At 62.0% G+C, this 12,608-nt stretch carries 10 protein-coding genes; 8 read left to right on the forward strand and 2 right to left on the reverse strand.

The window, feature by feature from the left end; translation table 11 throughout:
• Positions 1-145 precede the first annotated feature (145 nt).
• The 4 genes from ACTNB1_RS10045 to alaS all read left to right on the forward strand — a co-directional run bounded on the left by ACTNB1_RS10045 (position 146) and on the right by alaS (position 5,379).
• Positions 146-1,303, forward strand: a complete 1,158-nt coding sequence (locus tag ACTNB1_RS10045; RefSeq protein ID WP_441169180.1) for an iron-containing alcohol dehydrogenase — start codon at positions 146-148, stop codon at positions 1,301-1,303.
• A gap of 115 nt (positions 1,304-1,418) precedes the next feature.
• Entirely contained in the window at positions 1,419-1,961 is a 543-nt protein-coding gene (locus tag ACTNB1_RS10050) for a hypothetical protein (protein ID WP_441169182.1), read from the forward strand.
• Positions 1,951-2,406, forward strand: coding sequence for a hypothetical protein (locus ACTNB1_RS10055; protein WP_441169184.1), 456 nt, complete (start codon positions 1,951-1,953; stop codon positions 2,404-2,406). Before ACTNB1_RS10050 ends, ACTNB1_RS10055 begins: the two co-directional genes overlap by 11 nt.
• A 303-nt stretch (positions 2,407-2,709) precedes the next feature.
• Positions 2,710-5,379 (forward strand): alanine--tRNA ligase, encoded by a 2,670-nt coding sequence (gene alaS, locus ACTNB1_RS10060; protein ID WP_441169185.1) that lies wholly within the window; start codon positions 2,710-2,712, stop codon positions 5,377-5,379.
• A 63-nt stretch (positions 5,380-5,442) separates the two neighbouring features.
• On the opposite strand, the gene ACTNB1_RS10065 is transcribed toward alaS, so the two are convergent.
• Positions 5,443-6,039 (reverse strand): AAA family ATPase, encoded by a 597-nt coding sequence (locus ACTNB1_RS10065; protein WP_441169187.1) that lies wholly within the window; start codon positions 6,037-6,039, stop codon positions 5,443-5,445.
• 284 nt (positions 6,040-6,323) lie between these two features.
• On the opposite strand from ACTNB1_RS10065, the gene gdhA reads away from it, so the two are divergent.
• The 4 genes from gdhA to ACTNB1_RS10085 all read left to right on the forward strand — a co-directional run bounded on the left by gdhA (position 6,324) and on the right by ACTNB1_RS10085 (position 12,034).
• Positions 6,324-7,679, forward strand: coding sequence for an NADP-specific glutamate dehydrogenase (gene gdhA, locus ACTNB1_RS10070; protein ID WP_441169189.1), 1,356 nt, complete (start codon positions 6,324-6,326; stop codon positions 7,677-7,679).
• Positions 7,680-8,274: 595 nt separating this feature from the next.
• A complete protein-coding gene (locus ACTNB1_RS10075; protein WP_441169190.1) occupies positions 8,275-9,858 on the forward strand; it encodes an NAD(P)/FAD-dependent oxidoreductase in 1,584 nt (527 codons plus the stop codon).
• Between the two features lie 99 nt (positions 9,859-9,957).
• The gene (locus ACTNB1_RS10080) at positions 9,958-10,443 is read left to right on the forward strand and encodes an RNA polymerase sigma factor (protein ID WP_441169192.1); all 486 of its coding nucleotides are present in this window, start codon (positions 9,958-9,960) and stop codon (positions 10,441-10,443) included.
• The gene (locus tag ACTNB1_RS10085; RefSeq protein WP_441169194.1) at positions 10,436-12,034 is read left to right on the forward strand and encodes a hypothetical protein; all 1,599 of its coding nucleotides are present in this window, start codon (positions 10,436-10,438) and stop codon (positions 12,032-12,034) included. The genes ACTNB1_RS10080 and ACTNB1_RS10085 overlap by 8 nt, the downstream gene beginning before the upstream one ends.
• A gap of 43 nt (positions 12,035-12,077) precedes the next feature.
• Here the strand turns inward: ACTNB1_RS10085 and ACTNB1_RS10090 are convergent, their stop codons facing one another.
• A complete protein-coding gene (locus ACTNB1_RS10090) occupies positions 12,078-12,557 on the reverse strand; it encodes a GNAT family N-acetyltransferase (RefSeq protein ID WP_441169195.1) in 480 nt (159 codons plus the stop codon).
• Between the last annotated feature and the right edge of the window lie 51 nt (positions 12,558-12,608).

Consider the following 12,608-nt stretch of genomic DNA (forward strand, 5'->3'; position numbering starts at 1 on the left):
TTTTAACTTATTTGTTTTAAAAATAACGATAATTTGTTAAAAAATAAACTTCTTAAAACTTATTGACTTCCTCACTTTAGGCAGCTATACTGTCGCCAACCGATGGGGCGCCGCCGCCCCACTGAGAAAAAGGAGGAAACCGCTCATGTCCACTTACTACTTTCTGCCCACCCGCAACGTCTTTGGCGAAGGCGCCGTCAACGAGGCCGGAGCTCTGCTGAAGAGCCTGAACGTGGGCCGCACCATGATCGTCACCGACAAGTTCCTGGCCCAGTCCGGCATGGCCGCCTCCATCCAGGAGATCCTGTCCGCCTCCGGCATCCACTCGGTGGTCTTTGACGGGGCGGAGCCCAACCCCACCGACAAAAACGTGGAGGCAGGTGTGGCTTTCTTCCAGGCCAACGGGTGCGACTCCATCATCTCTCTGGGCGGCGGTTCCTCCCACGACTGCGCCAAGGGCATCGGCCTGGTGGCCAGCAACGGCGGCCGCATCCACGACTATGAGGGCGTGGACAAGGCCACCAAGGACGTGGTGCCTCTGATGGCCATCAACACCACCGCCGGCACCGCCTCTGAGATCACCCGGTTCTGCATCATCACCGACACTTCCCGGAAGGTGAAGATGGCCATTGTGGACTGGCGGGTCACCCCCAAGATCGCCGTCAATGATCCGGTGCTGATGAAGGGCATGCCCGCCTCCCTCACCGCCGCCACCGGCATGGACGCCATGACCCACGCCATTGAGGCCTACGTGTCCACCGCCGCCAACGTACTTACCGACTCCGCCGCCCTGATGGCCGTGAAGATGATCTACCAGTACCTGCCCAAGGCGGTGGCCAACGGCGACTACATGTGGGCCCGGGACAAGATGGCCTACGCCCAGTACCTGGCGGGCATCGCCTTCAACAACGCCTCCCTGGGCTACGTCCACGCCATGGCCCACCAGCTGGGCGGCTACTACAACCTGCCCCACGGCGTGTGCAACGCCATTTTGCTGCCCTACGTGGAGGAGTTCAACCTCATCGGCAACCTGAACCGGTTCCGGGATCTGGCGGAGGCCATGGGCGAGAAGATCGACGGTCTGTCCACCGGGGACGCCGCCGCCAAGGCCATTCAGGCCATCCGCACCATCAGCAAGCAGGTGGGCATCCCCGCCAACCTGAAGGTGCTGGGGGTCAAGCCGGAAGACTTTGAGGTGATGGCGGAAAACGCCATGAAGGACGTGTGCTGTCTCACCAATCCCCGCAAGGCCACCAAGGAGCAGGTCATCGAGATCTACCGCCGGGCCTACGAGGGCGAATAAGAAACCCCCTACCGGGCGTACCTCACGGTACGTCCGGTATTATTGTTTTTCAATAAATTTATATTGACTTACAGGTTGTTCTGTGGTAGGATGGCCCCGAAAGGAGGGATGCCCTATGACACCCTCACCCGCCTCCCGGTTCGGAGGCTTTGCCGCGGGACACTTCGTGGTCACCGCTCTGTCCGCCCCTTTGATCTTTCTGATGCCCGGCCTTCTGACACTGGCCGCCACACCTCTGGGAGCACTGTTGCTGATGGCGGTTTGCTATCTCCCCGCCGGGTGGATCGTGGCTACCCTCCGGGGCTGGCACCAGCCTTCGCCCAAGACGGGGCTGAAGGCCGTCCTCTACCCAGCCCTATTTGCCTGGGGCTGGGCCTTCGGCGGATGGCTGCTGTTTATCTGTCCACTCTCACCGCTGGGCAATGTGGGCTTTCTGATGCTGCTGAGCACCTACTTTCTGGCATGCCCGTCCTTTGTCTTTATGCTGTCGGCCCTGAACTTTTCTCTCGGCGTCCCTCTGGACAGCCTCCTTGCCAATGCCCCGTTTCTCCCGCTGTGGTACCTGTGCATGTTCCTGGCGGGGCTGCTGCCGCCGCTGCTGTTCTTTCTGGGGTCCCTGCTGCCCCATCGGATGAAGGAGGATTTTGATGAAACGTAAACAGCTCCTTTTGACCGGTCTTGTGTGCCTGCTGCTTCTGGCGGGCTTTCTCGGCTGGCAGCTGCTGTCCAGCTACACCCTGGCGATCCGCCTGAACTGGGGCATCTCTGTCCCCTTTCTGGCCCGCACCACCCCCTATTATGAAAAGGATTCCGGCCCCAGCTTTCTCGGGGACGGCATCCGGTACCATGTATTCTCGTACCGGTACGAGGATTTCATTGACCAGATGTTCGCCTGGGCCAGCGTGGATCGGAAGACCATCTACTATGACAGCCTTACCCAGGCCGCCGAAACCTGGCTGGATGAGATCGAAGTCCCCGCTGAGTACCGTCCTGACTATGATGCTTGCTCCAGCTGGTATGGCTCCAAGTCGGACCACAGCGAGATCATCTTCTACTGGGACGCGGAGCGGAACCTGCTCTACTGTCTGGAATCCTTTCTCTGACCGTCCGGCCGAAATGGCGGTTGACAACGGCCTAAAATGTGATAGAATAGTACAGCTAAAGGCCGTGACGAAACCAAGCGGATCGCGCCGCGTTCAGCGAGAGGGGATGGTGAAAGCCCTCCGCGATACGGGTCCGCAAGCCACTTCTGAGCCGCCCGGGAGGACCGGGACGAATCATCCCCGTTATCGGATGCAATGAGATGCGCCCTTAAGGCGCAGATCAGGGTGGTACCGTGGAGTTAACATTGCTTCGCCCCTGACATGGGGGCGGAGCTTATTTTTTTGCAAAAGAGGAGAGTTTTTATGCCCAAGAAATTCGGTCTGAACGAACTGCGCGAGATGTTCCTGTCTTTCTTTGAGACCAAGGGACACCTGCGCCTGCCCAGCTTTTCCCTGATTCCCCAGAACGACGCCTCCCTGCTGCTCATCAACAGCGGCATGGCGCCCATGAAGCCCTTCTTCACCGGTGAGCAGGAGCCTCCCCGCCACCGCGTGACCACCTGCCAGAAGTGCATCCGCACCGGCGATATCGAGAACATCGGCCACACCGCCCGCCACGGCACCTACTTCGAGATGCTGGGCAACTTCTCCTTCGGCGATTACTTCAAGAAGGAGGCCATCCACTGGGCCTGGGAGTTCCTGACCAGCCCCGAGTGGGTGGGTCTGGACCCCAACCGCCTGTACCCCTCCGTCTTCGCCGGCAACGAGACCACCCCCGCCGACGACGAGGCCTTCCGCATCTGGAACGAGGAGATCGGCATCCCCGCCGACCGCATCTTCAAGTTCGGCAAGGAGGACAACTTCTGGGAGCACGGCTCCGGCCCCTGCGGTCCCTGCTCCGAGATCTACTATGACCGCGGCGAGCAGTGGGGCTGCGGCAAGCCCGGCTGCACTGTGGGCTGCGACTGCGACCGCTATATCGAGGTGTGGAACGTGGTGTTCTCCCAGTTCGACAACGACGGCGAGAACCACTACACCGAGCTGAAGCAGAAGAACATCGACACCGGCATGGGTCTGGAGCGTCTGGCCTGCGTGTGCCAGGACGTGGCCTCTCTGTTTGACGTGGACACCGTCATGAACATCACCAACAAGGTGAGCGAGATCACCCACGCCCACTACGGCGAGACCGCCGCCAAGGACGTATCCCTGCGTGTCATCACCGACCATATCCGCTCCGCCACCTTCATGATCTGCGACGGCGTGCTCCCCTCCAACGAGGGTCGTGGCTACGTGCTGCGCCGCCTGCTCCGCCGGGCTGCCCGCCACGGCAAGCTGCTGGGCGTCAACGATCCCTTCCTGTATGAGGTGTGCGACACCGTCATCCATGAGAATGAGGGTCACTACCCCGAGCTGCGGGAGCGGCAGGACTATATCACCAAGGTCATCCGCACCGAGGAGGAGAACTTCGCCCGCACCATCGACGGCGGCCTGAAGATCTTTAACGACATGCTGGAGGGCCACAAGGCCAAGGGCGAGAAGGTCTTCTCCGGCGCCGACGCCTTTAAGCTGTACGACACCTACGGCTTCCCCATCGACCTGACCATCGAGATGGTGGAGGAGCAGGACATGACCGTGGATCAGAAGGCCTTCCAGCAGCTGATGCAGGAGCAGAAGGAGCGTGCCCGCAAGGCCCGTGAGGCTCTGGGCGACCTGGGCTGGGCCGGCGTGGAGTTCGGCAAGGACGTGCCCGAGACCGAGTTCGTGGGCTATGCCAACACCGCCATTGACGACGCCAAGGTAGTGGCTCTGGTGGTGGAGAACGAGCAGGCCGAAGAGCTGATGCCCGGCGTGGAGGGCATCGTGGTGCTGGACAAGACTCCCTTCTATGCTGAAATGGGCGGCCAGGTGGCCGACCACGGCACCATCACCGCCGGCGGCGCTGTCTTTACCGTCACCGACGTGCAGAAGAACAAGGGCGGCAAGTATATGCACTACGGCAAGCTGACCGGCGGCGCCCTGAAGCTGGGCGACACCGTCACCGCCGCCATCGACGTGAAGCGCCGCAAGGCCATCATGCGCGCCCACTCCGCCACCCACCTGCTGGACAAGGCCCTGCGCACCGTGCTGGGCGACCACGTCCATCAGGCCGGCTCCCTGGTGGAGGAGGACCGGCTGCGCTTCGACTTCACCCACTTCTCCGCCATGACCGCTGAGGAGCTGGGCAAGGTGTCCGCCATGGTCAACGAGGCGGTGCTGGAGGGCTATGACATCCACACCGACGTGCTGCCCATCGAGGAGGCCAAGAAGAAGGGCGCCATCGCCCTGTTCGGCGAGAAGTACGGCGACACCGTCCGCGTGGTGGACATGGGCAGCGGCTACTCCGTGGAGTTCTGCGGCGGCACCCATCTGGACAACACCGCCAAGGTGGGCGTGTTCCACATCGAGAGCGAGTTCTCCGTGGCCTCTGGCGTCCGCCGGATCGAGGCTACCACCGGCGCTCAGTCCCTGAAGGTCATGAACCAGAACCAGGAGAAGCTGTTTGAGGCCGCCGCTGTGCTCAAGACCAAGCCCAGCGAGCTGCGGGAGAAGGCGGAGCAGACCATCGCTGAGCTGCGGGAGCTGCGCCACATGGTGGAGAAGTTCAAGGCCAAGGAGGCCGCCGGCGAGACCGACCGCTTCCTCATGGGCGGCCATGCCGTGGGCGACCTGAAGGTGCTCACCGCCACCCTGCCTCAGGCCGATGCCGCCAAACTGCGTCAGATGGGCGATATGCTGCGTGACAAGCAGCCCAACGTGGTAGCGGTACTCTCCGCCGTCAACGACGGCAAGATCACCTTCCTGGCCGTGTGCGGCAAGGATGCCGTGGCTCACGGCATCAAGGCCGGCGACCTGGTGAAGCAGGTGTGCTGCTGCTGCGGCGGCAAGGGCGGCGGCAAGCCGGACAGCGCCATGGGCGGCGGTTCCGACGTTCTCAAGCTGGACGATGCACTTGCCAAGGTCGACAACTTCGTAGCCGAGAAGCTGGGCGTGTAAACGCAACGGATAAAAGAAGAAGGCCCGCGGAACGAATGTTCCGCGGGCCTTCTTCTTATTTCCTTATTCCCCGTCCAGCATGGTCTGGGCGGCCGCCTTGATGACCTTCACCGCCGCATCGATGCCGATACGGCTGTTGATGCACAGGTCATACTCCCGGCTCTGTCCCCAGCGGCCGGTGGCAAAGTAATTGTAATAGGACGCCCTGGACTTATCCTGCCGGATCACGTAGCTCTCCAGATTGGGCTCCGTCACGCCGTATTCCTCCCTGGCCCGGCGTACCCGCTGGTCCAGAGGGGCGTTGACAAACACCTTCAGCACATGGGGCTCCTCCCGGAGGATATAATCGGCACAGCGTCCCACGATCACGCAGGACTCCCGGGCAGCCGCGGCCTTGATGACCTTGGCCTGGGCAATGAACACCTGGTCAGGCACAGAGGGTGTGGCGACCGAAGTATACAGGTCGTACAAAAAGCTGTTGGTAGGACGCTGATGCTCGGTATCCCGAATAAAATTCTCAGAAAAACCGGTCTTTTTTGCCACTTCGGTGATCAGCTGCTTGTCGTAAAAGGTGATCCCCATCTCCTCCGACAGCCGTTTGGCGATCAGCCGCCCACCGGATCCGTACTCCCGGCCAATGGTAATAACGATGTGCTTCATAAGGACACCTCCTATCCTGTTTTTAGTATAAAGCATTTTGGCCCCCCCGTCAAAGGTGATTTTGTCTGGGTTTGGATTTGCAACCCATATGTAATATTGGTGCACTTCCCTCCGGCCTGTCCCGGCCGTTTTCGTCAATTTTGCAATTTTTTATTTTTCTCTTGCAATTCCAAAAGCCTTGAATTATAATAACTTCATCTTGAAAAAGCAAGCGCTGCTTCCCGGGTCACACCGGAAAAATTCGGCGGGTCTGCTGAGGCCGCCATACAAAGGGGTTTGGCAATATGGCATTTACGATCACCAATTCTTACCTTCAGAATGTGTACGAAGGCGTATGCAAGAAGAACGCCCATGAGCCCGAGTTCCTTCAGGCCGTCGGTGAGGTGCTGGAGACCCTCCAGCCTGTGTTCAACCAGAAGCCCGAGCTGGCCAAGATGGGCATCATCGACCGTATGGTGGAGCCTGAGCGCAGCCTGCTGTTCCGCGTTTCCTGGGTGGACGACAAGGGCCAGGTGCAGGTGAACCGCGGCTACCGGGTGCAGTTCTCCACCGCTATCGGCCCCTCCAAGGGCGGCCTGCGGTTCCATCCCTCCGTCAACCTGTCCATCATCAAGTTCCTGGGCTTCGAGCAGGTGTTCAAGAACTCCCTGACCGGTCTGCCCATGGGCGGCGGCAAGGGCGGCGCGGACTTTGATCCCAAGGGCAAGAGCAACAACGAGGTCATGCGTTTCTGCCAGTCCTTCATGACTGAGCTGCAGCGCCACATCGGCCCCGACACCGACGTGCCCGCCGGCGATATCGGCGTGGGCGCCCGTGAGATCGGCTACATGTTCGGCCAGTACAAGCGCATCCGCAACGAGTTCAACGGTGTCCTCACCGGCAAGGGCCTGACCTACGGCGGCTCCCTGGCCCGTACCGAGGCCACCGGCTACGGCCTGTGCTACTTCACCGACGAGATGCTGAAGGCCGCCGGCAAGTCCTTCCAGGGCCACAGCGTGGTCATCTCCGGCTCCGGCAACGTGGCTATCTACGCCAACCAGAAGGCCAGCGAGCTGGGCGGCAAGGTCATCGCCATGAGCGACTCCAACGGCTACATCGTGGACGAGAACGGTATCGACTACAAGGTCATCCAGGAGATCAAGGAGGTCAAGCGGGCTCGTATCAAGACCTATCTGGACTATGTGCCCACCGCCAAGTATTTCGAGGGCTGCCAGGGCATCTGGACTGTCCCCTGCGACATCGCCCTGCCCTGCGCCACTCAGAACGAGCTGCCTCTGGAGGGCGCCAAGGCTCTGGTAGAGCACGGCTGCTTCGCCGTGGCTGAGGGTGCCAACATGCCCTCCACTCCCGAGGCCGTGGCCTACTTCCAGGAGCACGGCGTACTGTTTGGGCCTGCCAAGGCTGCCAACGCCGGCGGCGTGGCTACCTCCGGTCTGGAAATGAGCCAGAACTCCATGCGTCTGAGCTGGACCTTTGAGGAAGTGGACCAGAAGCTCCACGGCATCATGACCAACATCTATCACAATGCCGCCAAGTTTGCCGAGGAGTATGGCATGCCCGGCAACTTCGTGGCGGGCGCCAACATCGCCGGCTTCATGAAGGTGGCCGACGCCATGATCTGGCAGGGTGTTTCTTACTAAGCAGAACGTCTACAGCAATATAACCGTTTTAGGGGGCTGCGGCATTGCCGCAGCCCCTTTTTCGTCGGCCACCGGGGCCCCATCGCAGATGGGGCGGCGCGATAAGCGCCGTCCAAGTGTTTTGCCGCCAGGCAAAACCTTGATGCCGGGCGGATTCACTCCGCCCGAGCAGATTCAATTATTGGGGTCCCCAGCCCGCCCCGCAGGCTGGGGCTGGCCGACGCTACGATCTGGCAGGGCGTTTCTTACTAAGCAAAACGTCTACAGCAATATAACCGTTTTAGGGGGCTGCGGCATTGCCGCAGCCCCTTTTTCGTCGGCCACCGGGACCCCATCAAAGTGCCTCCGGCGGCACCGCTTTCTTTCCAAAGAAAGCGGTGGGAAAGAAAGGGTCAGGGCGGGGGATTCCGAATTTCCCCCGCCCCAACACCCCACCCCTTAAAAACGGCCAATCAGGGGGGCTGCGGCCCCCCTATTGGATGTACCCCCTGGGGTACAGACCAATGCGAACCTCCGTCACCTTTCCGCTTGTACTTTTCGAACCTTTCCTGTATCATAATATCTATTGAACAAGCCGTTTTCTTGAGGTGACAGTATGCTCCGTATTCAAAATATCGCCCTCCCCCTGGACGGGGGCGAGGCTCAACTGAAAAAGAAGGCCGCCCGTATTCTGGGGATCAAACCGGATGTCATCACCAGTCTCACTCTGGCCCGGCAGTCCATCGACGCCCGGAAAAAGAACGACGTCCATTACGTCTGCACCATCGACGTGGCTGTGGCCGACGAGGAAAAAGTCATGGCCCGGTGCCGGGACAAGCACGTGAGCCTGCACCAGAGCACCCCCTACGTCTTTCCTCCGGTGCGGCGGAGCTCCTCCCTGCCGCCGGTGGTGGTGGGCATGGGCCCGGCGGGACTGTTCGCCGCGCTGTTCCTGGCCCGGAACGGTCTGACTCCCATCGTGCTGGAGCGGGGCCGCCCGGTGGAGGAGCGCACTGCCGATGTAGAGAAATTCTGGTCCACCGGTGTGCTGGACCCAACCTCCAACGTGCAGTTCGGCGAGGGCGGCGCGGGCACCTTCTCCGACGGCAAGCTGAACACCGGCACCCACGATGCCCGGATCTCCACTGTATTCCGGGAACTGGTGGCGTCGGGGGCTCCGGCGGATATTCTGTACCAGCACAAGCCCCACATCGGCACCGACGTGCTGCGGGACGTAGTGAAAAACATCCGGCTGGAGCTGATCCGGCTGGGCTGCGACGTGCGCTTCGGCCATCAGCTCACCGGCCTCACCCTCCGGGACGGAGCGGTGGCGGGACTGACGGTGGAGGGCCCTCAGGGGGCCTACGACCTGCCCTGCGACGCACTGGTGCTCTCCCCCGGCCACTCCGCCCGGGACACCTTCCAGATGCTCCACGAGGCGGGCGTGCCCATGGAGCAGAAGGCCTTTGCCATCGGGGTGCGCATCGAGCATCCCCAGAGCGCCATTTCCCTGGCTCAGTTTGGCCCGGCCTGGGAGACGCTCCCCGCCGCCGATTACAAGCTGGCCTGCCACCTGCCTAACGGCCGCTCCGCCTTCACCTTCTGCGTCTGCCCCGGCGGCCAGGTGGTGGCCGCCGCCTCGGAGGAGGGGCGGCTGGTGACCAACGGCATGAGCTGCCGGGCCAGAGACGGCCGGAACATCAACGGCGGCTTCCTGGTGGGGGTCAACCCCGCCGACTTCGGCTCCGACCACCCGCTAGCGGGCGTGTCCTTCCAGCGGCACTGGGAGGAGGCCGCCTTCCAGCTGGGCGGCGGCGGTTACCTGGCTCCCGCCCAGACGGTGAAAGACTTCCTGGCCCGGCAGGCCTCCAGGGCTCTGGGCTCGGTGGAGCCCACCTACCGGCCCGGCGTTACTCCCACCGATCTGGGCCGCTGTCTGCCCGACTATGTGACGGACACTCTCCGGGGCGCTCTGCCGGTATTTGACCGGAAGCTCCACGGCTTTGCCGCGCCGGACAGCCTGCTCACCGGCGTGGAGACCCGCTCCTCCTCCCCTGTCCGCATTCTGCGTGGGGAGGACTTCCAGTCTGCCGTCCGGGGCCTCTACCCCTGCGGCGAGGGCGCTGGTTATGCGGGAGGCATCACCTCCGCCGCCGTAGACGGCATCCGGGTGGCCGAGGCGGTAGCCGGTCAGCCATAAGTACAGAAGTGCTGCCGCATCTGCGGCGCCACTTTTTTCGGTTGCGATGCAATCATCCGCCCGTCCCAGGTGTGTTATGGGCAGAAAGGAGAGAGAGCCATGGCCATGCAGCTCCGGGGGGACGCCCCCTTCTCCTACGCAATGGAGCATTATCTGGATACGGTTTACCGGGCGGCCTGCCACAACGCCCCTACGGTGCAGGACGCGGAGGATGTGACCCAGGAGGTCTTTGAGGCCCTGCTGCGCAGCGGCAAGGCCTTTGCCGACGGGGAGCATCTGAAGGCGTGGCTGCTGCGGGTGGCCATCAACAAGTGCAAAAACCTCCACCGGGCCAAGCGGTCGGAGGAGGTACCCCTGCCGCCCCAGTTCCCCGCCCCGGCGGAGCTGGACGGCTCGGTGCTGGACGAGGTGCGTGCTCTGCCGGAGCCCTACCGCAACGCCATCTACCTGCACTATTTTGAGGGCTACACCGCCAAGGAGATCGGAGAGATCCTTGGCACCAAGCGGAACACCGTCCTGTCCTGGCTGTCCCGGGGACGGCAGGCCCTGCGGGCGCGGATGATCGGAGGGTTTGAAGATGAATAGATTGGATTATATGGTCCAGGTGGAGGACCTCCACGCCTCCCCGGAGCTGCGGGCGCGGATCGCGGCTCTGGCCGGAGAGGCCAAGCGGCCCCGGCGGCGGTTCCGTCCCTGGATGGGGGTATGCGCCGCTGTGGCGGTGGTGGTGCTGGGGGGCGCCTGGCTGGTGACCAACGTGCGGATGGGCGGCAATGCCGGAGGCGGCGGCCACGACGAGGCCTCCACCTTCATGTCCTACGCCGGGCCCATCTTCCCCCTGACGCTGGGTGAAACCAACGACAGCATCACGGCGGAGCGCAACATTACCCTGGACTTCGCCCCCTGGGAACGACAGTGGGTATCCAACGAGGAAGAGGCGGCGGCTCTGGAGGGCGTCACCGAGGCCGAGCGGCAGGAGGCTCTGGAGCAGTACAACGAGTGGTTCACCGACGGCGGTTATTACCGCAGCTATGACCACATTCTGGTCACCGACTCCTACACCCTGACCAACGACAGCGACACCGACCAGGAGGTGACGGTATACTACCCCTTCGCCTCCATTTTGGAAGATCTGTCCAAGTACCGGCCCGCCCTGACAGTAGACGGGGCGGAGGCGGACACCGCCCTGACTGTCGGTAGCGCCTGGAGCGGGTATTCCGCCGGGAGCTGGGAGGACTATAAGGACCTGTTTTCCGGCGGGGACTATCTGGGAACGGCCCTGGACCCGCTCCGGGACCCCGCGTCCATCCCGGTGATCGTCTACGAGTTTACCGACCCCTACGGACCGGCGGAGCGCGAGGATGCTCCCAACCCCTCCATCCGGGCCAGCATGGAGCTGGACTACGATCAGACAGTCGTGCTGTCCTACGGCTTCCAGGGCGGCTCCTTTGATCGGGAAGCGGGCACTATGATGCAGGATTTCTCCATCCCGGAGCCCGGAGAAGCGGACTACGGCAGTACCCGCTGTCTGGTGGTACTGGGTGAGGACGTGACCGGCCTCACCACCAAAGGCTATGTCTCCGGTAGCAACGATCCGGACACTCCTGTTCTGGAGGACAGCGGGGTCACCGTGACTCGGTACGAGAGCGATCTGGACACCATCTTCCGCACCATCCTGGCGGACGCCCTGGCCCGGCGGATGGACACGGAGGACATCATGTACACCGACCTGGACTTCGAGACCTGCTATCGGGTCATTCTGGAGCGGTTCTACCAGAGCGGTCTGCCGGAAAACCTGTCGGAGTGGACCGGCACCGGCTGCATCGAGGATTTTATCAGCGAGAGCTTCACCATGGACCGGGTGAGCTGGGTATCGGCTCAGGTCACCGTTCCAGCCGGAGGGAGCGTCACGGTGGAGGCCTCCTTTGCCAAGGCGGGCAGCTTTGACTACGCCTGCGCCCACACCAAAAACCGGGGCGTGTACGGCTACGACCTGGTGACGAAGCTGGGCTCCAACCTGGCCTGCACATCCCAGACCGCCACCCTGGAGGACCGGGGGCTCATTACCATCGTTCGACAGAACTTCGGCTTCGACCTGGAAAAGGGCGTGAACACCGTCACCCTGGACCCGGCGGAGGAGCACTACTACCTGGAGGTCAAGCGCCTCACAGAATAAAAAAAGCGCCGTTTCCCGTAGGAAACGGCGCTTTCTTTTTTGTTTAATGGGCGGGGCATCTCCGGTTGGGCCGCATGAATAGCCACTCGGACACACCGCGGCGCATCACGTCGTGGAGCAGACACTGGGGCTCGAACCCCAGGGACTGATAGAGCTTCTTGGCCCGCACGTTGAATTTGCTGGTCATGATAAACATGTTGGGGGCCTCCCCGGCCTCCATGACGCCGATGAAGATCTTCACCAGCGCGGTGCCGATACCCATGCCCCGATAGCGCTTCTTAACGCCCAGCAGGCTCAGATAGGGCAGGCCGGCCAGACCGTCCCGGGTCATATGCATGACGCCCACCGGCTCGTTCTTGGAGCTCATGGCCACATAGAGCTCACCCTTATTCATCGCGTCCGTCAACACTGTGGGCAGCCGATCGCTGTCGGCGAAATAGGCGTCGTACAGCTTGGAGTCATAAAACACCTGGCAGTATTCCTCCAGGCGGCTGGGGTCGCCTTTCACTAGGGTGAAATCCATGCTGTTCCCTCCCAAATTCTCTCTGTCTGTATGGTAAGGCAGCCGAACGTG

Origin of the sequence: Flavonifractor sp. HCP28S3_F3, assembly GCF_052065355.1 — a bacterium.
Lineage (GTDB): Bacteria > Bacillota > Clostridia > Oscillospirales > Oscillospiraceae > Flavonifractor.